General features: G+C 63.6%; 21 protein-coding genes and 1 pseudogene. 16 read left to right on the top strand and 6 right to left on the bottom strand.

All coding sequences use genetic code 11. From position 1 onward, the window contains the following. Positions 1-49 precede the first annotated feature (49 nt). From EB812_RS01025 to EB812_RS01090, 14 genes are all read left to right on the top strand, one after another. On the top strand, positions 50-1,255 hold the full coding sequence (locus EB812_RS01025) for an argininosuccinate synthase (RefSeq protein WP_118228898.1): 1,206 nt from the start codon (positions 50-52) through the stop codon (positions 1,253-1,255). A gap of 12 nt (positions 1,256-1,267) precedes the next feature. Further along, a complete protein-coding gene (argH, locus tag EB812_RS01030; protein WP_130957716.1) occupies positions 1,268-2,668 on the top strand; it encodes an argininosuccinate lyase in 1,401 nt (466 codons plus the stop codon). A 226-nt stretch (positions 2,669-2,894) separates the two neighbouring features. Beyond that, a complete protein-coding gene (locus EB812_RS01035) occupies positions 2,895-3,773 on the top strand; it encodes a hypothetical protein (protein WP_118228896.1) in 879 nt (292 codons plus the stop codon). A 27-nt stretch (positions 3,774-3,800) separates the two neighbouring features. Continuing rightward, the gene (fusA, locus tag EB812_RS01040) at positions 3,801-5,855 is read left to right on the top strand and encodes an elongation factor G (protein ID WP_242621146.1); all 2,055 of its coding nucleotides are present in this window, start codon (positions 3,801-3,803) and stop codon (positions 5,853-5,855) included. A 7-nt stretch (positions 5,856-5,862) separates the two neighbouring features. Beyond that, entirely contained in the window at positions 5,863-6,681 is an 819-nt protein-coding gene (gene rsmA / locus EB812_RS01045; RefSeq protein WP_130957717.1) for a 16S rRNA (adenine(1518)-N(6)/adenine(1519)-N(6))-dimethyltransferase RsmA, read from the top strand. Between the two features lie 112 nt (positions 6,682-6,793). Then, positions 6,794-7,066 (top strand): HU family DNA-binding protein, encoded by a 273-nt coding sequence (locus EB812_RS01050; RefSeq protein ID WP_130957738.1) that lies wholly within the window; start codon positions 6,794-6,796, stop codon positions 7,064-7,066. Positions 7,067-7,318: 252 nt separating this feature from the next. Further along, entirely contained in the window at positions 7,319-7,522 is a 204-nt protein-coding gene (gene rpsU, locus EB812_RS01055) for a 30S ribosomal protein S21 (RefSeq protein WP_092152961.1), read from the top strand. Positions 7,523-7,615: 93 nt separating this feature from the next. Next, positions 7,616-8,074, top strand: a complete 459-nt coding sequence (locus EB812_RS01060; protein ID WP_130957718.1) for a GatB/YqeY domain-containing protein — start codon at positions 7,616-7,618, stop codon at positions 8,072-8,074. 231 nt (positions 8,075-8,305) lie between these two features. Next, entirely contained in the window at positions 8,306-10,690 is a 2,385-nt protein-coding gene (locus EB812_RS01065) for an endonuclease MutS2 (RefSeq protein WP_130957719.1), read from the top strand. Positions 10,691-10,823: 133 nt separating this feature from the next. Next, positions 10,824-12,551, top strand: coding sequence for a DNA primase (gene dnaG / locus EB812_RS01070; RefSeq protein ID WP_130957720.1), 1,728 nt, complete (start codon positions 10,824-10,826; stop codon positions 12,549-12,551). After that, entirely contained in the window at positions 12,538-14,304 is a 1,767-nt protein-coding gene (gene rpoD, locus EB812_RS01075; RefSeq protein WP_118228891.1) for an RNA polymerase sigma factor RpoD, read from the top strand. The genes dnaG and rpoD overlap by 14 nt, the downstream gene beginning before the upstream one ends. A 19-nt stretch (positions 14,305-14,323) precedes the next feature. Beyond that, a complete protein-coding gene (locus EB812_RS01080; protein ID WP_242621147.1) occupies positions 14,324-15,049 on the top strand; it encodes a thermonuclease family protein in 726 nt (241 codons plus the stop codon). Positions 15,050-15,162: 113 nt separating this feature from the next. Next, positions 15,163-15,927: a 7-cyano-7-deazaguanine synthase QueC gene (queC, locus tag EB812_RS01085; RefSeq protein WP_130957739.1), complete on the top strand. Its 765-nt coding sequence runs from the start codon at positions 15,163-15,165 to the stop codon at positions 15,925-15,927. Further along, a complete protein-coding gene (locus tag EB812_RS01090) occupies positions 15,909-16,430 on the top strand; it encodes a serine/threonine protein kinase (RefSeq protein WP_130957722.1) in 522 nt (173 codons plus the stop codon). The genes queC and EB812_RS01090 overlap by 19 nt, the downstream gene beginning before the upstream one ends. A gap of 51 nt (positions 16,431-16,481) precedes the next feature. Here the strand turns inward: EB812_RS01090 and EB812_RS01095 are convergent, their stop codons facing one another. The 6 genes from EB812_RS01095 to EB812_RS11770 all read right to left on the bottom strand — a co-directional run bounded on the left by EB812_RS01095 (position 16,482) and on the right by EB812_RS11770 (position 21,347). Continuing rightward, the gene (locus EB812_RS01095; RefSeq protein WP_165450853.1) at positions 16,482-17,921 is read right to left on the bottom strand and encodes a DUF4125 family protein; all 1,440 of its coding nucleotides are present in this window, start codon (positions 17,919-17,921) and stop codon (positions 16,482-16,484) included. Between the two features lie 22 nt (positions 17,922-17,943). Then, the gene (locus tag EB812_RS01100; protein ID WP_130957723.1) at positions 17,944-18,921 is read right to left on the bottom strand and encodes a DUF4037 domain-containing protein; all 978 of its coding nucleotides are present in this window, start codon (positions 18,919-18,921) and stop codon (positions 17,944-17,946) included. Between the two features lie 2 nt (positions 18,922-18,923). Further along, the gene (locus EB812_RS01105; protein ID WP_130957724.1) at positions 18,924-19,826 is read right to left on the bottom strand and encodes a MerR family transcriptional regulator; all 903 of its coding nucleotides are present in this window, start codon (positions 19,824-19,826) and stop codon (positions 18,924-18,926) included. Positions 19,827-19,978: 152 nt separating this feature from the next. Next, positions 19,979-20,248, bottom strand: coding sequence for a hypothetical protein (locus EB812_RS01110; RefSeq protein WP_118228885.1), 270 nt, complete (start codon positions 20,246-20,248; stop codon positions 19,979-19,981). 3 nt (positions 20,249-20,251) lie between these two features. After that, positions 20,252-20,734: a hypothetical protein gene (locus tag EB812_RS11765; RefSeq protein ID WP_242621148.1), complete on the bottom strand. Its 483-nt coding sequence runs from the start codon at positions 20,732-20,734 to the stop codon at positions 20,252-20,254. Further along, positions 20,697-21,347 carry a hypothetical protein gene (locus EB812_RS11770; RefSeq protein ID WP_242621149.1) on the bottom strand — a complete coding sequence of 217 codons (651 nt, stop codon included), beginning with the start codon at positions 21,345-21,347 and terminating at the stop codon, positions 20,697-20,699. The genes EB812_RS11765 and EB812_RS11770 overlap by 38 nt, the downstream gene beginning before the upstream one ends. A 385-nt stretch (positions 21,348-21,732) precedes the next feature. Here EB812_RS11770 and EB812_RS11995 point away from each other — a divergent pair, with 385 nt between their 5' ends. Then, the gene (locus EB812_RS11995) at positions 21,733-22,329 is read left to right on the top strand and encodes a BMC domain-containing protein (RefSeq protein ID WP_118228884.1); all 597 of its coding nucleotides are present in this window, start codon (positions 21,733-21,735) and stop codon (positions 22,327-22,329) included. Between the two features lie 15 nt (positions 22,330-22,344). Further along, a pseudogene (locus EB812_RS01125) lies at positions 22,345-23,841 on the top strand (aldehyde dehydrogenase family protein); the annotation flags it as partial. Positions 23,842-23,847: the final 6 nt, after the last annotated feature.

A 23,847-nucleotide genomic window follows, 5' to 3' on the forward strand; every position in this document is an offset into this window, starting at 1 on the left:
GCTGTTTTGGGCAATACTTCCTTCCCGAATCTGTAAGGGGAGCCTGACCATGCAAAAAGTAAAAAAAGTCGTTCTTGCCTATTCCGGAGGTCTGGATACCTCCGTCATCCTCAAGTGGCTCATTGAAACCCACCACTGCGAAGTCATCGCTGTCACGGCCGACCTGGGCCAGCCCGAAGACCTCTCCGGCGTGGAGGCCAAGGCCCTCAAAACCGGCGCGTCCAAAGCCTATGTGCTGGACCTGCGCGAAGAAATGGCCAAAGATTTTGTCTTCCCCATGATGCGCGGCGCGGCCCGCTACGAAGGGCGCTACCTGCTCGGCACCTCCATTGCTCGTCCGCTCATCGCCAAGGCCCTGGTGGATGTGGCCCGCAAGGAAGGCGCGGACGCCGTGGCCCACGGCGCCACGGGCAAGGGCAACGACCAGGTCCGTTTTGAGCTGGCCGTCAGCGCCCTGGCCCCGGATATTCAGGTCATTGCTCCCTGGCGCGAATGGGAGCTCATGTCCCGCACGGCGCTCACCGCCTTTGCCGAAAAGCACGGCATCCCCATTTCCAGCGGGGCCAAACGCTACAGTATGGACGCCAACATGCTGCACACCAGCTTTGAAGGCAGTGAGCTGGAAAATCCCGGCAACGAACCGGACGCCTCCTGCCACGAACGCTGCGTGCCCGTAGAGCAGGCTCCGGATACGCCCGAAATTGTCAGTGTGGATTTTGAACGCGGCAACCCTGTGGCCGTTAACGGCGAACGACTCTCCCCGGCTGCGGTCATCCGCGTGCTGAGTGAAATGGCCGGTCGCAACGGCATCGGCCGCGACGACATGGTGGAAAACCGCTTTGTGGGCATGAAGTGCCGCGGCGTGTACGAAAACCCGGCGGGCACTCTGCTCTACAAGCTGCACCGCGACCTGGAAGGCATCTGCATGGACAGGGAGCTGCTGGGCATCCGCGATATGCTGGCCGTGCGCTACTCCCAGTGCGTGTACAACGGCTTTTGGTATTCGCCGGAGCGCGAAGCCATGCAGGTCTTTATGGACAAGGCGCAGGAAACGGTCACGGGCAGCGTGCGCGCCAAGCTCTACAAGGGCGGCGTCTGGCCCTTGGCCCGCACCTCCCCCCTTTCGCTCTTTTCCGAAGATCTGGCCACCTTTGAAGGCGGCGACTATGACCATAAGGACGCGGCGGGCTTCATCCGCCTCAACAGCCTGCGCCTGCGGCAGTTTGCCGCCGTGCAGCGCAAGCTGGGCGCATAGGCCGGGGGCGGCATGAGCACTAACCAGAGCTGGGGCGGACGCTTCTCCGAGGGACCGGCGGAAGCTGTGGCCCGCTATACAGATTCGCAGACCTTTGACCGCGCCCTCTACGCCCAGGATATCCGCGCCTCCCAAGCCCACGCCCGCATGCTGGGCCGCCAGGGCGTCATCACGCCCCAGGAGGCCCGCACCCTGGTGGAGGGCCTGGATAACGTACGCCGGGAGATTGAGGACGGCAGCTTTGTCTGGCGGCCGGAACTCGAAGACGTGCACATGAACATTGAGGCGCGGCTGACGGAACTTACCGGCGAGGTGGGCAAAAAACTGCACACCGGGCGCAGTCGTAACGATCAGGTGGGGCTGACGTTCCGCCTGTTTGTGGCGGAAAAGCTGCGCGGCTGGCAAGAGAGTGCCATGGCCCTCTGCAGTGTGCTGCTGGAAAGGGCCGCCGAGCAGCGCGCCGCCATTCTGCCCGGCTGCACCCATCTGCAGCCCGCGCAGCCCGTAAGCCTGGCCCACCACCTGCTGGCCTACGCCTGGATGTTCCGCCGCGATGTGGAACGCCTTGCCGATACCCTGGTCAGGGTGCGCGTGTCGCCCCTGGGCGCGGCTGCCCTGGCGGGCACCACCTATCCTCTGGACCCGGCCGGCGTGGCCGAGGAAGTGGGTTTTGCGGGCATCTACGGCAATTCCATGGACGCAGTTTCAGACCGGGACTTTGCCCTGGAGGCCCTCTTTGAYGGCTCCCTGATCATGATGCACCTCTCACGCCTGTGTGAGGAAATCATCCTTTGGGCCAACCCGGCTTTCGGCTTTGTGCGCCTGCCCGACGCCTACGCCACGGGTTCGTCCATCATGCCGCAAAAAAAGAATCCCGACGTAGCCGAGCTTATGCGCGGCAAGACCGGGCGCGTCTACGGGGCGCTGCTAGGTCTGCTTACGGTCATGAAGGGCCTGCCCCTGGCCTACAACCGTGACATGCAGGAAGACAAAGAGGGCTTTCTGGATGCCGACCGCACGGTGAAGACCTCCCTGCGCATCATGACCGGTCTGCTGGAAGAGCTGGTCTTCCGGCCGGAGCGCATGCGCGAAGCCTGCAAGCTGGGCTTCCTCAACGCCACGGAGCTGGCCGACTATCTGGTGGGCAAAGGCCTGCCCTTCCGCGAAGCCCACCACGTTACGGGGCAGGCTGTGGCCGCCGCTGAAAAGGCGGGCAAAGGCCTGGAAGACTTGACCCTGCCGGAACTGCAGGCTCTGGAACCGCGCATTGAAAACAGCGTCTACAACGTTCTGGCCTATACGGCGGCCGTGCGGCGGCGGGAAACCCCCGGCGGCACCGGCCCCCATTCGGTCAGCCGTCAGCTGGAGCAATTGAAAGACTGGCTGCACCACTTTCCCCTGGAAACACGCTGACAGGCCATTATTGTGAAGCGTCGCGCGCTGCCCGAAAAACCGTCGCCAGGCAACCGCCGACGGCTAGCACGCAGACAGAGCATTCCGGCCCGGCCCGCGTTTCCTGTGACGGGCCGGGCCGGGCTTTCTGCTACAGAATGGCGGTCCGTACGGCGCAAGGCCGCGGCTCCGCAGTCGTCCGCCATGCAACACCCTGTAACCCTTGGGGCCGCCCCGACTAAACGCCATGCCGCACACCACGCAAAGCCGCAATTTTCCTGAACAGGACGCCGTTGCCCGCTGGCCCCGGTGGGTCGCTGCGGCGCGGCTGGACGACGCGCTGAGCGCGGCGGCCTACGAAGCTGTTCCTGCTCCTTGCCGGGCCGCCGTCAAAACCGGCCTGGCCCTGGCCTGCGCCCATTTCGGCGAAGGCACGGAAAGCAGGGTCGAATCCGTACGCAACGCCCGGCTGGGCTTCTGGCGGCGGCGCATCAGCCACGCTGCGCCCTGGGCGGTTCTGGCTTTTACCCCGGACTACGCGGCGGCGGCCCGTCTGGCGGCGGCCTGCGTGCCCGCCCAGCTGGCTGGCGTGCCTTTGGTGGGAGCCGTCTGCGTGACGGACGCGCCGGAACAGTGCGCCCCACACCCAGCGGCCTTGGTCAGCCTGGAACTTTCCGGCGTGGAAGACGTCTTTGCTCTGGACCAGGCCGGGATCTGCCGTTTGCTGGAGGAATGCCAGCCCGGACCTGGCCGCCTTGTGCTCCTGCACCGTGGAGAGCTGGACGCCGTGGCCCGCGCGGCCGCCGCCTTGGGCCTGCCCTGCTGGCAGGAACGGCGCGACCCTCTGTTGGGCCTGCCGCAGCCCGACGCCTTTGATCTGGAACTGCTGGCCTTTGCCCAGGGATCGGCCCTGGAAGCCGCGCTGGAACCTGTGGACCGTCGGCCCCCCGACGCCCTGTACCTTTCTCCCGGCGCGGCCCGCAGCCACTGCCGGGAGCGGCGCGGCGGCCCCTTCCCCTGCAGCGGGGCCCCGGCCCTGACGCCCGGCTGTGAGGGCTTTTGGCTGCATCCTGGCCTTGATCCGGACTTTTTTCGCGTGCGCCGACAAGCCTTCGGCCTCCTGTAACCGCGCGGCGGCGCGCCCGGAGCTGTCATGTCCACCGCATCCTCTGCCATGACCCGAATCCGCAACATCGGCATTATTGCCCATATTGACGCGGGCAAAACCACACTCAGTGAGCGCATGCTGTTCTACAGCAGCAAAATTCACCGCATGGGCGAGGTGCACGACGGCGCGGCCACCATGGACTACCTGCCCGAAGAGCAGGAACGCGGCATTACCATCATGTCAGCCTGCACCACCTGCCATTGGCGGGAGGCCACCATCAATCTGGTGGATACCCCCGGCCATGTGGACTTTACCATTGAGGTGGAACGCGCCCTGCGCGTACTGGACGGTGCCGTGGGCGTGTTCTGCGCGGTTGGCGGCGTAGAGCCGCAGTCCGAAACGGTCTGGCGGCAGTCCGAGGCCTTTGGCGTGCCCAAGATCGCTTTTGTCAACAAGATGGATCGGCCCGGCGCGGATTTTGCGGCCGTGCTGGCGGCCATGCGCACGCGCCTGGGGGCCAATGCCGTGGCCGTTGCCGCGCCCCTGGGTCAGGGCGAAGACTTCCGCGCCGTGCTGGACCTGGTGCGGCAGGAGACCCTGACCTTCGCTCCGCAGGACCAGGGCCGCAGCGTGCAACGCCTGCCCTTTACACCCGAAGAGGCGGCCCTGGCCGCGCCCTGGCGCGACGCCCTGCTGGAAAAGCTGGCCGAAGCGGACGAGGCGTTTTTGGAGCCCTATCTGGAAGGCGTTTACAGCCAGGGGGACATTTTGACGGCTCTGCGCCGCGCCACCTTGGCCAGGACGCTCACGCCGGTGCTCTGCGGTTCGGCCCTGCGCAATATGGGCGTGCAGCCCGTGCTGGACGCCGTGTGCGACTTTTTGCCCTCTCCTCTGGACGTGCCCGCCCCCGTGGGCCGCGACGCAGCCGGACATGAAAGGCCCGTGCCGCCGGATCCGGATGCTCCGGCCGTGGCCCTGGTCTTTAAAGTGCTGCTGGAAAACGGCCGCAAACTGGCCTTTCTGCGCCTCTATGCCGGGCAGATCAAGGAAGGCGAAAGCCTGCGCAACGTCAACCGGGGCAAAGAAGACCGCCTGGGCCGCATTTATCGGCCCCACGCCGAACGGCGCGAACAGATCGCCGCGGCCTTTGCCGGCGAAATCGTGGCCGTGGTGGGGCTGCGTTCGGCCCATACGGGCGAAACGTACACAGGGCGCGGGCTGTGCCTTTCTCTGGAAAGCATCGAAGCCTACGCCCCGGTGCTTACCCGCGCTCTGGAGCCCCGCAACGCCGACGAAGGCAAAATTCTGGATGAGGCCCTGGCCCGCTACAGCGAAGAAGACCCCACCCTGCTGGTGCAGGCTGATGAAGAAAGCGGTGCACGCATGGTTTCCGGCATGGGCGAACTGCACCTGGATGTGCTGCTGGAGCGCATGCGGCGCGAATACGGCATCGGCCCCCGCGCGGGCAACCCGCAGGTAGTGCTGCGCGAAAGCGTGCGGGCCGCAGCCGATGCCGACGTGACCTTTGACCGCGAACTGGGCAAGGAGCGCCATCAAGGCCGGGTGGCCCTGCACGTGGCCCCCCGCCCGCGCGGCGCGGGCAACAGTGTGACGGTGGGCGACTTTCTGCCCGCCAAGGCCGAAGATGCCCGCAAAATTTTGCCCCCGGCCTTGCTGGATGCTGCTCTCGAAGGCGTGCGTGACGCCCTGCAAAGCGGAGAGTTGACCGGCTGCCCTGTGACGGACGTGGCTGTGACCGTGACCGGCGTTACCCGGCAGGAGGGCCTGACCACCGCCCCCGGCTGCCACATGGCTGCGGCGCAGGCCCTGCGCGAGGCCCTCGCGGCGGCCTCGCCTGTAGCGCTGGAACCCCTCATGCGCGTGGAGATCACCACGCCGGAAGATTTTCTGGGCGCTGCCATCAATCTGTTCACGAGTTGCGGCGGTAAGGTGGAGGAACTGGAAGACCACGGCGGGCGCAAACTTCTGCGCGGCACGGCCCCTTTGCGACGGCTTTTCGGCTTTTCCACTGCCCTGCGTTCCGCCACCCAGGGCCGGGCCGGGTTGGTGCTCAGCTTTGCCCGCTTTGACCTGCCCTGAGGCCCCCATGCGCCAACCACATCCTGCAGCGGCCCCCCGCGCCAAAAAAAGTCTTGGGCAACACTTCCTTAAAAATCCAGATATATGCGACCGTATCACCGCCCTGCTGGAGGCGACGGCCCAGGACAACATTCTGGAAATAGGGCCGGGGCCCGGCGCTCTGACCCGATCCCTGGAGGCCCTGCCCCACGCCCGTTTGTTGCTGCTGGAAAAAGACCGTTACTGGGCCGGGGAGCGCCAGCGTGCAGCCCAACTGGGCACCCAGGCCGTGCTTACGGACGCGCTGCGCTTTGCCTGGGCGCGCATCACCCCGGCCTTTCCCTGGAAACTGGCGGGCAACCTGCCTTATAATGTGGCCTCTCCACTGATCTGGGATTGTCTTTCGCAGGCCACGGGCTGCACGCGCGCCGTGTTCATGGTACAGAAAGAAGTAGGGCTGCGCCTGGCCGCCGCCCCCGGCAACGGTCAGTACGGGGCGCTTTCGGTCTGGGTGCAGAGCTACGCTGCCCCGCGCCTGGAATTTACGCTGGGGCCAGGGGCCTTTAATCCACCGCCCAAGGTGGATTCGGCCGTGCTTTCCTTTACGCCGCTGTCCCTGGCCTCACGGCCGGAGCACCCGCAGCTGCTGGCCCGCCTGTTGCGGATATGCTTCCAGCAGCGGCGCAAACAGCTGGGCGGGATTATCCGGCGCAGCGGAGAGCAGTCCCTGGCCCAAGCCCTGCACGAGGCAGAAATCGACCCTGGCTTGCGCCCCGAAGCCCTTGGCGTGGGCCAATGGCAGCGTCTGAGTGCTTTATGGGCCGCACAGCTTGACAAGCAGGCTTAAAAAGTTTTGAGTATGGACATAAATACCCGCGGTGCGCGCCGGGGAGCCGTTGCGGGCCCCGCCCAAGGCGGCATGAATGCGCAATGTGGGAAGTTTTCAGGAGGATATGCTGATGACAAAGGCTGATCTGGTTGAAAAAATCGCCGCTAAGGCCAACCTTACCAAGGCTGCCGCCGAACGCACCCTCAACGCTTTTCTGGCCTCGGTTGAAGACGCTCTTGTCAAAGACGCCAAGCTGACCCTCACGGGTTTCGGCACCTTTGCGGTGGAAACCCGCAAAGCCCGGCAGGGGCGCAATCCCCGTACCGGTGACACCCTGACTATCCCCGCCTGCAAGATTCTGAAGTTCCGTCCCGGGAAAATGCTCAAGGATTCCTTGAACTGATCCCGCGCCGTCGGTTCCTCGGCGGTCGTGTTCCATAGCGGCCAGCCAGGCCTGTGCCGTGTGTCCTGCGCCTCCCACGGGGCTGCAGCCCGGTTGCGGCGTTGCCATCAATCCAGAGTGCTGCCCCCCGCTCCTGCGGCTGACGATTTTTTGTGAAATACGCCTTGCCTTTTGCTTCCGGGCAGGCTATAAGCACCTTTCATATTTTGTGGGCGCTCCATGCGAGGCCCGCCGCCGAAGGGGGTGATTTCTTTGCCCGGAGTTTTTCTTAACGACGACGACTACAACTTCGATATTGCGCTGCGCCGCTTTAAGAAGCAGGTGGAAAAGGCCGGCATTCTTTCTGAAATGAAGAAGCGCCAGCACTACGAAAAGCCCAGCGTCATGCGCAAGAAGAAGAAGGCCGCCGCCCGGAAGCGGCTGATGAAAAAAATGCGCAAGATGAACATGGCCTAGCCTTCTGCGCGGGCCTTTGTGAGTTTGGCCGTGCGGGAGGCTTTCGAGCCTTCCGCACTTTCCGCGTTTTCACACTTTTACCCACCGCCTGCCATGACCACCCTCTTTGCTCAAATCGATCAAGACTATATCCGGGCGTATAAAGCCAAGGACAGCGTTCGCCTGAGCGTGTTGCGCCTGCTGAAAACCGCCGCCAAGAACCGGCTGGTAGAGCTGAAGCGCCCCGGCGGCGCTCTTACGGACGCCGAGATGCTGCAAGTCATCATCAAAGAGGGCAAACAGCGGCAGGATTCCATCGAACAGTACACCAAGGCCCAGCGTCCCGATCTGGCGGAAAAAGAAGCCGCCGAATGGGATATTCTTAAGGAATATCTGCCCCAGCCCTTGAGCGAGGACGAACTGCACGCCTTGGTGGACGTCACCATCGCCAAGGTTGGGGCCGCCTCTCCACGGGACATGGGGCGCGTCATGACGGCCATCATGGCCGAGTACGCGGGCCGTGTGGACGGCAAGATCCTTTCCGCAGCGGTCAAAGCGCGCCTGCAGGGCTGATCCTTGCGTCTTTTGCCGGTCTGACCCTGCGGATCAGCATTGCGGCGCACGTCGGCCGGGCACAGCGGCCTCGTTTGCGCTACGGCCAGGGCTCCCGCCAAAGAGCTCTCAGCGCCATTTTTTTGCGGCGGCCCTCCCTCAAGCGCGTTCCGCCGTTTTTCGCACAGTCGGATACGCGCTTTCACGGGCTTGCGCCCGTGCACCCCGGTCATTCTTTTTCGAGGCAGTCGCATGATCCATGCCCGCACGCTGCAGTCCCTTGAATTTTTTCGTATAACCGAACAACTGGCCACCCACTGCGTTTCCGATGTGGGCCGACAGCGGGCCCTGCAGGTAGCTCCCCTGCCCACGGCAGAAGAGGTTACCTTGGCCGCGCGCCTGTATGAGGAAGCTGCGGTCTGGGCGGCTACGCCTTTGCCGGGCGGCGCCGTTTTCAGCTTTGGCGCGTTTCCCGACGTAAGCGGTCTGCTGCACGGCGTGGCTGCAGCTCACGCCCATCAGCCCGATGTGGACGCCTTCTGGGCCCTGCGCCAGATGCTGCGCCTGGCGCGTGACGCCCACGCCGCCATTGTCACGCCTGAAGCCCAGGAGCGCTGGCCCCATTTGCTGGCCCTGGCCCAAACCGCGCCCCTGCCCGTGCAGCTTACTGCCGCCTTGCTGCGCTGCGTTTCAGACGATGGCCTGCTGCGCGACGAAAGTTCGCCGGAGCTCTACCGTCTGCGCACGGAGTTGCGCCGCCTGCACCAGAACTGCATGCGCAGGGTCAAGGATTACGCCCTGCAGTACAACATGCTGGCCTATCTGCAGGACGAGTTCATGACCCTTTCTTCAGACCGCTATGTGCTGCCCCTCAAGGCCAACTTCAAGGGCCGCATGCAGGGCATCATCCACGACTGGTCCCAGACGGGGGAAACCTGCTATTTCGAGCCCATGTTCCTGGTGGAAATCAACAACCGTCTGCAGGAACTCAAGCGCGAAGAACGCGAAGAAGAACGCAAGGTGCTGACCTATCTGCGCGACCTGCTGACGGCCGAGCTGCCGGGCGCGCGCGCCGCCCAGGATCTGCTGGCCCAGCTGGATCTGCTGCAGGCCAAGCGTTTGCTGGCGCAGCGCCTTGAGGCCCGCAGCCTGCCCCTGGTTCCGGTGGAGGAAGGCATTCAGCTGCTGGAAGCCCGCCATCCTCTGCTGGCCCTGCGCCAGGCCGAAGTGAGGCAAAGCGGAGGAAAGGGGGGCGGCGGCAAGATCGGCGAGGCCGTACGGCCGTTGGATATTGTGCTGCGCCCGGGCGAGCGCGCCTTGGTCATCACTGGCGGCAACGCGGGCGGCAAGACCGTATGCCTCAAGACCCTGGGGCTTATTGCGGCCATGGCCCTGAGCGGTCTGCCCGTGCCTGTGGGCAAAGGCTCGCAACTGCCCTGGTTCAGCCGGGTAGACGCCTTTATCGGCGACGAACAAAGCCTTGCGGACAATGTTTCCACCTTCACGGCGCAGATTGAGCATCTGGCCAAAGCCTGGAAGCATCTGGACGCCAGTGGTCTGGTGCTGCTGGACGAATTCGGCGCGGGCACGGACCCGGCCCAGGGCGCGGCTCTGGCCCAGGCGGTACTTGACGAATTGCTGGACAAACATACCTTTGTTCTGGCAGCTACGCATTTTCCCGCGCTCAAAAGCTACGCCCTGACCCGCGAAGGGGCTAGGGCCGCGTCCATGCTGTTTGACCCGCAGAGCAAAAAGCCTTTGTTCAAGCTGGCCTACGACCAGGTGGGGGCCAGTCAGGCCTTGGATGTGGCGCGCGAACACGGCCTGGCGGACAGCATCATTCGCCGGGCTGAGCATTATTTGCTGCAGGACGGCCAGGACGCTACGGCCCTGCTGACCCGGCTCAACGCTCTGGCGGCAGAGCGCGAAGGCGAAATCGTTGCCCTGCGCGCCGAGCAGGAAAAAATCCGTGCGCGGGCCCGGCAGGACCACGAACGTCAGGAGCGGGAACGTGCCGTCCTGCACGACGCGGTGCGGGCCAAGGCCGGTGAGCTCATGCGCGCCTGGAAGGAAGGCCGTGCTACCCACAAGCAGGCTCTGAAGGAAATGTCCCGCCTGCGCGCCGAACTGGCCCGTCCCGCCGTGGAGGAACCCTCGGTGCTGCCCGTGCCACAGGCGTTCACGCCGGGGCAGCAGGTGCTGCACGCCGTGTTCAACAAGCGTGGTGTGGTTACCGATGTGGACACGCGCCGCCAGCGGGTACGCCTGGACCTCAACGGGGTGAGCCTGTGGGCCGCCATGAAGGATGTGCGTCTGCCCGGCACGGCCCCGGCCCCCGCCCTGGACAGGCCCGCCGCAAACGTCAGCCGCACGCCGGTTTCCGGCGGTGAGCCCGCCTCCCTGAGCCTGGACGTGCGCGGGCAGCGGGCCGATGCGGCCCTGGCCGAGCTGGAGCGTTTTCTGGACAAGGCCCTGCTGGCGGGCTTTGCCGAGGTGGAAGTGGTGCACGGACGCGGCACGGGAGCATTGCGCCGTCAGGTGCACGAATTTTTGCGTGCGTTCCCGGCTGTGGCCGGGTTTGCCGTTGCGCCCGAAGACCGCGGAGGCGACGGCATGACCATTGTCCAACTGCGGTAATTCGCTGGTGAAGGCGGTGTGCCCGCCCTCGCAGTCGTCAGCGCGGGTTCAGGGCGCAACCGCGCCCGAACCCGCCGTCCCCAGGCCTCTCGATCACAGGCTGTTCAAACAACCCAGGTGGAACGTCGCCGTCATGCAAAGCAAAGACGCCATCCGCGTCATCAAAGAGCGCCTTAATATCGTGGACGTGGTGCGCCGCTATGTGGAGCTGAAGCGCAACGGTCCGCGCTGGATGGCCCCCTGCCCTTTTCATCAGGAAACCAAGCCTTCGTTTTCCGTCAACGAGGACCAGGGCCTGTTCTACTGTTTTGGCTGCCACGCTTCGGGCGACGTTTTCGATTTTTACGGCCGTATTAACGGACTGGACTTTAAAGAAACCCTTGAACAATTGGCGGCCGAGGTGGGCATTGCCCTGGAGCGCGGCCCGGCCGACCTGAAACGCCAGGGCGAAGAACGCCGCCGCCGTTCGGTGCGGCAGCAGATGCTGCGCATGTACGAGCTGGCGGCGGCGCATTTTGCCGCCGGGCTGCGCGCGCCTACGGCTGCGGACTGCCAGGCCTACGTGGCCCGGCGCGGCCTGAGCGCCGAGATTATGGAGCGTTTTGGCCTGGGCTGGGCCGCGCGCCAGTGGCAATCTCTGGCCGAGGTCCTGCGCCGCGCCGGTTTTGACGACCGCATGGCCGTGGAGGCCGGTCTGCTGGGCAGCTCGGACAGAGGGCGGGCCTACGACCGCTTCCGGGGCAGGCTCATCTTTCCCATCAAAAACCTCTCCAACCAAATCATCGCTTTCGGCGGGCGGATTATTGATGATGCGGACGAGGCCAAATACATCAACAGCGCCGACACGCCCCTGTACAAGAAAGGCGAGCACCTCTACGGCCTAGCTCAGGCCCGGCGGGGCATCGTCACCAAGGGCGAAGCCCTGCTCACCGAAGGCTACATGGACGTGCTGACCCTGCACCAGTTCGGCTACGACAATGCCGTGGGCGTCCTGGGCACGGCCCTCACGCCGGAGCAGATCAAGCGTCTTTCGGGTTTTACCTCGCGCATCACCTTGCTGTTTGACGGCGACCGCGCCGGGCGTAAGGCGGCCCTGCGCTCCTGCGAAATGCTCCTTACCAGGGGGCTTTCCTGCCAGGTGGTGCTGTTGCCCGAAAGCGAGGACATCGACAGCCTGCTGCGCGGCTCCGGCCCAGAGGCTTTTGAGCAACTGCGTGCCGCAGCCCCGGACGGGCTGCGCTTTTGCGTGGACGTGCTCAAAGCCCTGGCCCCGCGCGAAACCGTGGAGTGGGCCCGCAACTTCCTGCGCCAGGTGACCCTGCCGGAACTGCTCAGCCCCTACGTTTCGCGCCTGGCAGCCCAGCTGCAGCTTTCGGAAGCGGACCTGCGAGAAGGCCTCGCCCCTCCCCGACGCGACGGCGCAGCGCGGGAAGCCGCCGCCTCCGGGCCCAGCCGGCGCAGCATGCGCGACAGAGAAATTCTCATGTACGCCCTGCGCTATCCTCATCGCCTGACGGACCTGGCCGCTCTGGGCGCGGACCTGGCCCTGCAAAGTGCCCTGGGGCGGCAGTTGTGGGATAAAATCGAACGCCACGGGCCGGAGGACTTTGTCTACCAGCTGGACCAGAAGGAAAAACAATTCCTGTACCACTGTTGCGGGCCGGAGGCGGCCCCGCGCGACCAAGGCGACAGGGAGCTTGAAGCCCTGCGCCACTACATGAACGACTACTATGCCAAAGCCCAGCGCTCTTCCCTGACGGCGGCCCTGCAGGCCAATACCGGCACAGGTGACTTTGCGGCCGATTTGGCTTACCTTCGCGCACTTAAGGAAACTTTGGAGAAAGGCCATGAGCAATCTTAAAGATATCCAGCAAATACAGTCTCTTATTACCAAAGGCAAAGGTGCCGGCTTTCTGACTTTTGAAGAGGTCAACAAGGCCTTGCCCGTGGAAATGAACACACCGGAATATTTTGAAGAAATAATCGGCATTTTTGAGCAGCTGGAAATCGCCATCGTGGATACGGAAAAAGACGGCAAAAAAATTTCCGCCGCCGCTGAAAACGACGAAGAAATAGCCGAAGGCTCTCTGGACCTTTCCGAAGATGAGGAATCCGCCGACTATTCCTCGCGCAGCACAGACCCCGTGCGCATGTACCTGCGTGAGATGGGGGCCGTACCCCTGCTGGACCGCGATGGCGAGGTGGTTATCGCCAAAAAAATCGAAATGGGCGAACAGGACGTGCTTTACGCCCTGGTAGAAGTGCCCGTGGCCGTTGAGGAACTCATCAACGTGGGCGAAGACCTGCGCCAAAATCGCATCAAACTCAAGGATGTGGTTAAAACTATTGAAGAAGATGACCCCAGTGAAGACGAGATGAACCAGCGCTCACGGGTCATCCTGCTGTTGGACGAAATCAAACAGACCTACAAAAAAAAGCGCAAGATCTACAAAAAACTGGACAGCTGCGCTTGTATGGACCGCCGCGTGACGGCCATCCAGAAGGAAATCATCGGCTACAAGGAAGAAATTGTCACCCGTCTGCGCGACATCAAGCTGGAAAAAACCCTCATTGACCGCATTATCGAGACGGTGGAAGACTACGTGCGCCAGATGCACAACTGCCAGCGCGACCTTTCAGCCTACATCCTTGCCACAGGCCGCACCCAGGCGGAAATCCAGGCCCTGTTTGACGGCCTGGACAACCGCGAGGTCAACCCCGTGGACGCCGCCCGCGAACTCAAGCTCAGCGTGGACGAGCTCTTTTCCTTCAAGGAAATGATCATTGGCAAAATTGAAATCCTCAAGCGCCTGCAGGAAAAATGCTGCCACAACGTGACAGACCTGGAGGAAGTGCTCTGGCGCATCAAACGCGGCAACAACGCCGCCATGCGCGCCAAGCAGGAGCTTATCCGCTCCAACCTGCGCCTGGTGGTTTCCATCGCCAAAAAATACACTAACCGGGGCCTGCAGTTTCTGGACCTTATCCAGGAGGGCAACATCGGCCTCATGAAGGCCGTGGACAAGTTTGAATACCAGCGCGGGTACAAATTCTCCACCTACGCCACCTGGTGGATCCGCCAGGCCATCACCCGTGCCATAGCGGACCAGGCCCGCACCATCCGCATTCCCGTGCACATGATCGAAACCATCAACAAGCTCATCCGTACCTCCCGCTACTTGGTGCAGGAGCTGGGCCGTGACCCCACGCCGGAAGAAATCGCCGAGCGCATGGAATATCCGGTGGAAAAGGTCAAAAAAGTGCTCAAAATCGCCAAGGAGCCCATTTCGCTGGAAACGCCCATCGGCGACGAAGAAGATTCCAGCCTAGGCGACTTCATTGAGGATAAAAAGGCCGTGGCCCCGGCCGAGGAAGTCATCAATACCAAACTGTCCGAACAGCTGGCCGCCGTGCTGGCCGACCTGACCCCCCGCGAGGAACAGGTGCTGCGCAAACGCTTCGGCATCGCTGAAAAGAGCGACCATACCCTGGAAGAAGTGGGCAAGCTCTTCAACGTGACCCGCGAACGCATTCGCCAGATTGAGGCCAAGGCCCTGCGCAAGCTGCGCCACCCGGTGCGCAGCCAGCCCCTGCGCTCCTATTATGAGAACTGAGGCCAAAGGAGCGCCCGCCGTGCCGTGCCTTTGCCCGCGCCGCGCCATCCTCTGCGACACAAATCCGCGTCGCCTTGCGGCCTGGACTGCGCTTCTGCTCTGGGCCTGCGCCCTGGTTCTGGCGGCCCCCTGCATTGCTGCGGACAAGCCCCTGCCAAAGCCGCAGGCCACGGTGGCCCGTTGCTTTGACGGCGATACCCTCAAGCTCACAGACCGGCGCGTGCTGCGCCTGGCGGGCCTGGACGCCCCAGAGCTGTACGCCTCAAAAGGCGGCAAGCCTCAGTACTACGCCAGGGAGGCCCGTGACAGGCTCACGGATCTGGTCCGGGGGCAAACAGTGACCCTGCTGGCGGCCGGCGTGAAGCACAAGGACCCCCACGGCCGCTGGCTGGCCGAAGTGCTGCTGGCCAACGGTCAGTCCCTTAACGAGATCCTGGTGCGCGAAGGGGCGGCCTTTTTTTATCCCCACCGCGACCTGAGCCCACAGCTGCAGGAACGCCTGCACGCTGCGCAGCGGGAGGCCATTGCGCAAAAACGCGGCCTGTGGGCGCGGCTGTTGAGTCTGCCCGTGGCCCAGGCCACCTATCTGGGCAACAAGGAATCCCTGCGCTTCTTCCCCACGGACTGCGCCGCCGTGCAACATATCAAACCGCGTAACCGGGTCTATTTCGGCAACTTGATGGACGCGTTTATGGCGGGGTACGCCCCGGCGCGGGTCTGCCCTTTCTGGCCGCTTGTTCCATGAATGACATTATGAAAAATTCTATTGCTTTCACAACAACGGCCCCCGATCCCGCAGCGCTCCCGCAGCCTGCGACGCTGCCCGCGCCCGATGTGCTGCCCGATATGCTGCCCGATATGCTGGCTGACCAGCAGGCCCTGGTGGTCTTTTCCGGCGGACAGGATTCGGCCACCTGTCTGGCCTGGGCGCTCAGCCGCTTCGGCAGGGTGCAGACCCTGGGCTTTGACTACGGCCAGCGTCATGTCGTGGAGCTTTCCTGTCGACAGGCCTTGCGCGAGGGCCTGTCCGCCCTCAATCCGCAGTGGGCCGCGCGTCTGGGGCCGGACACGCTGCTCCGCCTGGATATCTTTCGCGACCTGGCCAATACGGCCCTCACGTCTGACGCCCCCATTGAGGAGCACGGCCCCGATGGCCTGCCCAACACCTTTGTGCCGGGGCGCAACCTCATCTTTATCCTGCACGCAGCGGCCTGGGCTTACTCCAGAGATATCCGCCACCTGGTGCTGGGCGTCTGCCAGAGCGACTACTCCGGCTATCCCGACTGCAGGGACGACAGCATCAAAGCCATGCAGGTAGCCGTCAATACGGGCATGGACACAGCCTATGTGCTGCACACGCCCCTCATGTGGCGCAGCAAAAAAGACGCCTGGACCCTAGCCGAACAGTTGGGCGGCGAACGGCTGGTGGATCTCATCGTGGAGCGCAGCCACACCTGCTATCTGGGCACGCGCGGCGAGCGTCACCCCTGGGGTTACGGCTGCGGCAGCTGCCCGGCCTGCCGGTTGCGCGCTGCGGGGTATACGAACTATGTGCGCGCCAAGGCCGGCACAGGGCCAGGGGCACAGGAAGGAACACCCGCAGCATGCGCAAAAAACGTCTGAGCGCCGCCCAGGGCACGCAAGCGGCCTGCATTCTTTTTGAACTCAACAGCCGCGCCCCGGCCATTCTGGGCATGGCCCGACAGGCCCTGCTGCCGGAAGAGTATCTGCGGGAACCGGGGGCTGCCCTGCTCTGTGACGAATGGCGGGCTTTTATCCACGCCGTGGTCACGGCCGGGCTCATGCAGCACGCCCCTAACAGTGTGCTGCTGGCCTACCTGCGCGAAACCGGCAATCTGCTGGCCCTGGACGTGCCCCAGGGCGACGTGCGGTTGGAAGATTTTGTGGACGGACCCTTTGCCCGCTACATGCCCCTGCTGGCGCAAGGCCGGCAGGCCCAGTGCCCGGAGCTGTTCTGCACCAGTCTGGCCGCGGCGCTGACTGCCGCACGGGGTACGGCCCCGGCCCTGGACGACAGGGTGCAGGCCCGGCTGGCCGCCGTCATGGCCCTGGTCATCAGCGCCGTGTGGGACAAGCTGGAGCAGTATGAAATCCTGGCGGAGTAGCCGCAGGAACCGCAGCGACGTCAGAGAAGGGGAGCAGCCCGCTCCCCGCAATCAGTGCGGAACGCTTGCGGCTTTTGCCCCGGCGGCGGCAGCCTCCAGGCTTTCAAGATCGGGCTTGCCCAAAAGCCGAGCCAATACGCGGCAGCGCTCCACAGCCAAGTTGCGGCCCTGCTCCTGGGCCCGGGTCACGTCCTCCAGATAGCAGGCCAGGGTGACCGGCGAAAGCGTTTCCAGCTCGCAGCGCAAATAGCGCGCAAAACCGCCCCCGGCGTCCCGTTGGACCACATGGGGGCAGGCCGTGGCGGCCGCGTCCATAAAGGCGCTCTCGGCTGCGGTAATAACGTCGATGCGCGGATCCGCCTGCAGGGGCGGCAGACGCTCGTCCATCCGGGCATATTTTTCCACCATGAGGTTGCGTCCCGCGTCCGCCGCACGACGTAAATCTGCGGCATAGGCGGCCAGCGTGGCCGTACTCAGCACCGCCAGGGTCGTGCGCCGCATAAGCCGGAAGCCTTCGGGCCGCTGCTGGCAGACGGCCGGYCCGCCTTCGTTGGGCGTACTCAAAAACATGGCCAGCTCCCGTTCCACAATCTCATCCAGCAAGGCCGCATGCGCGGTATCGGGCTCGTGGCCCTCCGGGCCTGCCGCAGCGGGCGCAGCTTCCGTCACGCCCAAGGCTTGGCGGCATACCTCCAGATTATGCCGGTAGCCTTGCGCTTCTGGCCCATCCGCCCGACCCAGACGGCCATAGCAGTCCAGCGCCCGCGCCAGGGTATCGGCAGCTTCGGCCCACTGGCCGTCGCTGGCCAGGGCCACGCCCAGGTTGCCCAGGGAAAAAGCCGTGTCCTCATGGCATTCACCCAGCAGGCGCTGCCGCAGGGCCAGGGCTTGCCGGTGCAGGTCAATGCCTTCCCGTGCGTCGCCATGCTCCTCGCGCAGCCGGGCCAGATTGTTCAGGCAGGTCCCCAGTTCCGGATTGGGAGGGGACTGGACGCTGAAAATATCCCGTGCCCGCGTGAGGCAAGCCTCGGCCCCGGCAAAATCCCGTTGCCGGTAACAGGCTGCGGAAAGGTGCAGCAAGGCCGAAGCCAGCCGGGGCGAACGGGGTCCCTCGGCCGCTTCGCACAGCCGCACGGCCTCTTGTCCCAAAGCTGCGCTTTGCCGCAGGTCGCCTTGCTCCAGCAGCAGATGGGCCAGATTCTGGAGCGCGCCCAGGGCCTCGGGCGAAGCCGCGCCCCGGCTGCGACGCAGCAGGTCCACACTCTCCCGCAGGGCGGCTTCCGCCGCCTGTCCTGCGCCGCCGGCAAACAAGGCGCGCCCCAAGGCCTCCAGCACCCGACCGCGCACGGCTTCGTCGGGTGTAAGGCGCACCAGCAGGGCACGCAGGCGCTCAACGCTTTCTGCCGGGCGTCCTGCGCGCAAGGGGGCAAGGGCCGCGCTCAGAGCTGTAGACCACTCCTTACGCACTGCCGTCTCTTCTGCCATGTTCATGGTTTTTCTCCCCAACCTGCCGTCAGGCCTGTAAAAGATCCATGCGCCGCAGCTCTGCATCCGCCACATGGCGCAGAATGCGCGGCCCGTGCGCCCAGAGCCAGTCGCCCTGTGCGTCGCTGAGCCCTTGCCCCCGCAGCCAGGAGGCCGTCTGGGCGCAAAAATCCTCTACCGGGTTCAGGATGGCCGCCGGGTCCGGACCCCCCAACAGGGGCGTGGCGCTCACCCGCCGCAACAGGTCGGCCGCGGACGCACCCAGCACGGGCAGTGGGGCCGCCAGCCGAGCCGCCCATTTATAAAAGGGCATGTAGCGCCGGTTGCAGAGGTAGACCAGGGAAAGTGCCGCCTCGGCAAATCGGGCCAGGGCCAGCAGGGCCGCCGCGCCGTCGCCCCGCCGCAGGCAACGCGGCAGATTGTACTGCCCGGCCTGGGCCATAACCATACACCGGGCCGTGAGCTTTTTCAGCCGTACGTCTTCGGGATAATAGGCCAGCAGGGCCGCACGCCAAAAGCTGAACAGCCCGGCCTGGTCCTCGAAGACCGCGCCGTTGGTGCAGGCCGCCAATTGATATTCCGGAATGGTCAGCCATTGTAAATTGCCGGTGGGGGGCTGCTCCAGACCGGTAAAAAAAGCATAAAACCGTTCCAACGCCAGGGGCCCCACCCTGCCCTGGCGCGCGTGCGGGGCAAGCCGACTGGCGTAGCCGCCGAACTCTTGGGGCAGCCGGGCCAGGGCCTTTTCCAGCTTCGGCAGGGCCGCCGCCAGTTCGGCCTGCGGCAGCCAGAGGCAGAATCCGGGGCCAAAGTCGTGGTCGCGGGAGAGGGCGTCGTCGCAGCCGAAGCATTCCGAGCCCTCCCCTGCCAATCCCACAGCGGCGCGGGCCATAATTTCGGGAATGTCCGCCATCAGAGATGGACGGCAGGCCGTATAGAAGTCGCGGGCCAGGTCCTGGCCAGATTTCGCAGCGCCGGGCACGACCGCTTCTGATGGAAGCCGCATGTTCATGCGTCCTGCCCCAGCCAGGTCCTCTGCGGCCCCGTGCTGTCGGCATGGGCCAGCGGCGCGCCGCGCCGCGCCGCCCGCACCAACACCTCCGTCACGAACAGGGCGTCGTTGTTGGTGGTCCAGTAGTCCGTAACGTAGCGCTCGCAGCAGCCAGAATCGAGCACATAGTTGTTGGCCTTGGCCCAGCGGGCGATTTTTCCGTAGGTTTCGCTTATGCTGTCGTGCGCGCCGATGTGGTAACAACTGAGCACGAGAAAGCCGCCCCAGGTGGTGGTCAGCGCGTCTTCGCAGGGAAAAACCGTCCGCTGCAAAATTTTTACCGGCTGCTCCTGGTGCTGCCTGCGGCGCTCCATGGAGGAAAACAGAATCATGACCGGGCCGGTGATATTGTTCTTTATAGATTCAACATAATTGGTGAAATCAATGTTGATGATGGAAGACTTGATGTCCTCACGGTAGTTCTGGTCGTGAAAGAGCACACTTTCGGGCTGCAGATATTTGACGGACACGGTCTGGATGTCGTTTTCCAGCACCATTTCCGCTTCGTGCAGCAGTTCCAGCCAGTCGTGCACCGAAGTGAGCCGCAGGTGCAGGATGCGCTCCTCATGGTGCAAGGCCTGTATTTTTTTCAGAAAAAGTTTGCGTAGGGCGCTCAGGCTGGTATTGCCGCCCACTTCAAAAGCGGTGCGTATTTCCGCCAGATGAAAACCCATCTGCTTGTAGTATTTGAGCGGCGGCACGGCCAGCAGGTCGTCGTGGGTATAGTAGCGGTAGTTGTTGCCCCCGTGGCGTTTGGAGGTGATAAGTCCAAGATCGTCATAAAACCGCAGGGCTTTTTTAGAAATCTTGGAAATGGAACTCATCTGGCTGATGGTATAGCCTTGCGTGTTGGTGGTCATAGCGACACCCCAATACTTTTCTTCGGGATTGGAAGGGGTTGCCCCGCGCGGAAAAGAAGGGAGGAGTGCGCAGAGCGGCAAGCGCCCGTGCCCCTGGGGCTCACGGGGGTGGGACGCTCCGGAGCGCTGCGCTCCGGAGCGTCCTGATCCTATCAGTTGGGAATATAGGCGTTGATGGTGGCGGCCCCGGCCTCGTGCGCCCGGAAGTACAGACGCAGCTCGCCGGCTTCATCCAGATCGAAGCGGGATTCCTCCAGCAGGCCGTTAGCGGCGGCCGTCAGCAGAGCGGTCAGCATATCGGCCTTGTTGTATGCCCGAAAGGAGCCGTACTCAGCGGCCAGAGCGGCCAATACATCCTCTGGGCAGGCCTCTTCCACGGTTGTCATGTATTTAAGGATGGCAAAGTTCAGCGGCCTTTTCATACCCTATCCCTTCCTTTTGAAAAAATCTACCGGGTTTACCGCGATGGTAAAGATGCCCACCACCATGACCACCGCCGCCAGCCAGGCGATGGGGGCCAGGGCATAGCCGTCGATGCCGAACCAGAGCCCCAGCACCAGCCAGCAGAAAAAGGGGCCCCAGAAGGAAAAGGCTCCGTTGCAGGACATGCCCAAAGCCGTGCCGCACATGGCGTTGCCCTTGTACCAGAGCATAAAGGCGAAATACGCGCCAAAACCGGCTACCGCAAACCAGGGCATGGCCTGGGTGTCGGTAAAGGCCGTGCGCACCATGGTAAAGGCGTCGGCCCCGCCGAACATGGCAAAAAGCGGCACCAGCACCAACAGATTGGTCAGTCCAGACGTAACCTGACGGATGGTGATACCGATTTCCGGGTCCACCATGGAGGTGGCGTAACCGCCCACGCAGCCCTCAAGCCCCCAGCCAAAGGCGGCCAAAAAGCCAAACATCAGCCCAAGAAAAAGATTGGGGGGCGCGTTGTCGGCAAGCCCTGTGCTGCCGATCATGGCGCTGGCCGCAAAACAGATGAAAATGCCCAGCACCATGCGGGGGGTCAGGGGCTGCTTGTACAGAAAACGGCTCAAAATGGCCCCGATGGCCGGACACAGCGCGGCTGATGGGCACGATGATGGAACCGGCGCTCTGCAGCCCCAGCACGTAGCAGGTGCTGGCCAGGGGCCCCCCGATGACGGCGGCGCCAATAAGCACCGCGCCGGGCTTAGTGGTGATGCTGCGGGCAAAATCCCCCAGCTTTCCCTTAAATCCGGCAATGAGCAACGCCCAGATGGCACTGCAGGTATCTGTAGTGGCCGCCCCCAACGCGCCCAGCAAAAACATTTTGGCAAAATCGGAAAGCCCGGAATTTTCCCCATACCATACCGCCCATACGCCCATAGTCATGGCCAGGGTCATAAAGGCCGTATACACGCCGTAGGCCACGCCGGACATGGTGGCTACCGCCATACCCCGACGCCGGAACTGCCCGGCGAGTTTTCTTTTAGCCTCAAAAACCGTGGCGTTTGCACCAGCCGTGGCCGTGCTGCAGTGTACCGCTTGATCCATGGCACTCTCCTTGATGCAGGGATGATATCGCTACTTGTAGATAGTCTAAGGTTCCCCCGCGGAGGAAGGTCAATGCGGTGCGCAGTAAAAATATGGCCTTGCGGGAAAAAAATCGATCCTCCCCCTACATTCCCCGATCCCTGACATGACTTTCTATACAGCAACACAAAAGGCGATTGCGGCAAAATTGCAAAGAATTCAGTATACATTTTCTGATTGGTTGTTCAATCATAAATTTCCCTCCAGGGGTCCGACAACTTTTTTTTGAAAAAAAGATTCCAAACCCCTTGACCTTCCCCCACAGGGGAAAGGTTACAACGTAATCATGCTCTTCTCTCGTCCTTACGAAAGGAGTGCGCAACACAATAACAGCAGCGGAGCCGTTATGCAGTATAGAGGTGAAGAAGCTCTGGGCCTTATTGAAACATTGGGCATGGTTCCCGCTATCTATGGTGCGGACAGCATGCTCAAGGCCGCCGATGTGGAACTGGTCGGCTACGAAAACGTGGGCTCCACCCTGGTGACCATCATGGTCAAGGGCGACGTGGCGGCCGTGCGCGCCTCCGTGGCCGCCGGAGCCGCAGCAGCTGCCTCTGTGGGCAAGCTCACAGCGCAGAACGTCATGCCCCGCCCCGTGCGCGGCGTGGGCGGCATTGTCAGAGTCCACGCGCTGGACGCCGTGCCGGAAGACGACCCCGGCCTGCGCGCCCTGGGCATGATAGAAACCTTTGGCATTGTCTTTCTGATGGAAGGGGCCGATGCCATGATCAAGGCTGCGGACGTGGAGCTCATCGGCTACGAAAACGTGGCTTCAGGCTACTGCTCCGCCTTGACGCAAGGGGATGTGGCCGCCTGTGAAGCCGCAGTGGCGGCCGGCGTCAGCGCCGTGCACGCCATGGGCGCAGAGGTATACAGCCGCTGCGTCATCCCTACTCCCCACCCGCATCTTGTCAAGCTGGTCAGAAGGTACGTGCTGCCGTAAGGCCCGGCCGGAGGACTCATGATAGGCGACAAAGACCTCATTTCCATGCAGCAGGCCCGCATTTTGGCCGAAAATGCCGCCGCAGCGCAAAAAAAGCTGGCCGCCATGCCCCAGGAAGCCCTGGACGCCATGGTAGAAACCATGGCCGACGCAGTGGAAGCCCAGGCGCAGTCCCTGGCCGTCATGAGTCAGGAAGAGAGCGACTGCGGCGTATGGCAGGACAAGCTGGTTAAAATTTTGTTTGTCTGCCGCCGGGTGCGCCAAAGCCTGCGCGGCCTGCGCTGTGTGGGACCCCTGCGGGAGGATCCCGCCTCCGGCATTCAGGAAGTGGGGGTGCCGCTGGGCGTCATCGCGGCCCTCTGCCCGGTGACAAGCCCCATCTCCACCGCCATCTGCAACGCCCTTCTGGCCATAAAATCCGGCAATGCCATTGTTTTTTCTTTGCATCCGCGCGCGCTGGAAAGCATGCGCACGGCTCTGGACGTGCTCTGCGCCGCCGGGCGCGCGCAAGGCATGCCCGAAGGGGCCGTATCCTATATGGATATAGTGGCCAAAAGCGGCACGCAAGAGCTTATGCGCCACCCTGATGTGGCCCTGGTCTTGGTTACCGGCGTGCTGGGCATGTTCCCAACCGCGCGCGCCAGCGGCAAGCCCCTTATTTATGGCGGCACGGGCAACGGCCCGGCCTTTATCGAGCGTAGCGCCAGGCTGGAAACCGCCGTGGCGGACATCCTGGCCAGCAAGGCTTTTGACAACGGCCTGGCCCCTTCGGCCGAGCAGTGCGTCATTGTGGACGGCTGCGTGGAACCGCGGGTGCGCCGGGCCTTTCAGGACCGTGGCGGCTATTTCATGAGCCCTGAAGAAGCCGATGCCGTGATTGCCGTGCTCTTTCACGCCGACGGCCGTCGGCGGCGGCACATGGTGGGCCAGTCCGCCCAGGCTTTGGCGCAAAAAGCCGGCTTCGTTCCGCCTCAGGATACGCGCGTACTGCTGGCCCCGCGCCTTTACGTCGCCGGAGCCGACCCCTATACCCGCGAACTGCTTACGCCCGTGCTGGGCTACTATGTGGAGCCGGACTGGCGCCACGCCTGTGAAAAATGCCTGGAGCTGCTCTTGCAGGAGCGCCACGCCCAAACCCTGACCATCCACAGTCAGGACGCCGAAGTCATCCGCCAGTTCGCCCTCAAAAAGCCTGTGGCCCGGCTGCTGGTCAATACCGGGGCCGCCTTCGGCGGCATGGGCCTCACCACCAACCTCACCCCCGCCATGACGCAGGGCAGCGGCATCGCGGGTTACGGCATCACGTCGGACAATATTTCGCCCTACAACCTTATCTACCGCCGCACGGTGGGGTACGGCGTGCGCGGCCTGGACTGTCTGGCGGACTTTGCCGCGCCGCAAAGCGCAAATCCTGCGCCCCCCACGCAGGAAGACCCTCTGGAACTTTTGCGCGCCGTGTTGCGCCGCGCGCTGGAAACAGCGCCCGCGCCCCGCGGCCGTACACGCCCCTGACCCGCA

Origin of the sequence: Desulfovibrio legallii (genome assembly GCF_004309735.1) — a bacterium.
Lineage (GTDB): Bacteria > Desulfobacterota > Desulfovibrionia > Desulfovibrionales > Desulfovibrionaceae > Desulfovibrio > Desulfovibrio legallii.

Bases quoted from the DNA above. Each gene is read 5' to 3' on its own strand.
- EB812_RS01025 (WP_118228898.1), top strand. From the start codon at position 50: ATGCAAAAAGTAAAAAAAGTCGTTCTTGCCTATTCCGGAGGTCTGGAT.
- EB812_RS01035 (WP_118228896.1), top strand. From the start codon at position 2,895: ATGCCGCACACCACGCAAAGCCGCAATTTTCCTGAACAGGACGCCGTT.
- fusA (WP_242621146.1), top strand. From the start codon at position 3,801: ATGTCCACCGCATCCTCTGCCATGACCCGAATCCGCAACATCGGCATT.
- rsmA (WP_130957717.1), top strand. From the start codon at position 5,863: ATGCGCCAACCACATCCTGCAGCGGCCCCCCGCGCCAAAAAAAGTCTT.
- EB812_RS01050 (WP_130957738.1), top strand. From the start codon at position 6,794: ATGACAAAGGCTGATCTGGTTGAAAAAATCGCCGCTAAGGCCAACCTT.
- EB812_RS01060 (WP_130957718.1), top strand. From the start codon at position 7,616: ATGACCACCCTCTTTGCTCAAATCGATCAAGACTATATCCGGGCGTAT.
- EB812_RS01065 (WP_130957719.1), top strand. From the start codon at position 8,306: ATGATCCATGCCCGCACGCTGCAGTCCCTTGAATTTTTTCGTATAACC.
- dnaG (WP_130957720.1), top strand. From the start codon at position 10,824: ATGCAAAGCAAAGACGCCATCCGCGTCATCAAAGAGCGCCTTAATATC.
- rpoD (WP_118228891.1), top strand. From the start codon at position 12,538: ATGAGCAATCTTAAAGATATCCAGCAAATACAGTCTCTTATTACCAAA.
- queC (WP_130957739.1), top strand. From the start codon at position 15,163: ATGCTGGCTGACCAGCAGGCCCTGGTGGTCTTTTCCGGCGGACAGGAT.
- EB812_RS01090 (WP_130957722.1), top strand. From the start codon at position 15,909: ATGCGCAAAAAACGTCTGAGCGCCGCCCAGGGCACGCAAGCGGCCTGC.
- EB812_RS01100 (WP_130957723.1), bottom strand. From the start codon at position 18,921: ATGCGGCTTCCATCAGAAGCGGTCGTGCCCGGCGCTGCGAAATCTGGC.
- EB812_RS01105 (WP_130957724.1), bottom strand. From the start codon at position 19,826: ATGACCACCAACACGCAAGGCTATACCATCAGCCAGATGAGTTCCATT.
- EB812_RS01110 (WP_118228885.1), bottom strand. From the start codon at position 20,248: ATGAAAAGGCCGCTGAACTTTGCCATCCTTAAATACATGACAACCGTG.
- EB812_RS11765 (WP_242621148.1), bottom strand. From the start codon at position 20,734: ATGTTTGGCTTTTTGGCCGCCTTTGGCTGGGGGCTTGAGGGCTGCGTG.
- EB812_RS11770 (WP_242621149.1), bottom strand. From the start codon at position 21,347: ATGGATCAAGCGGTACACTGCAGCACGGCCACGGCTGGTGCAAACGCC.
- EB812_RS11995 (WP_118228884.1), top strand. From the start codon at position 21,733: ATGCAGTATAGAGGTGAAGAAGCTCTGGGCCTTATTGAAACATTGGGC.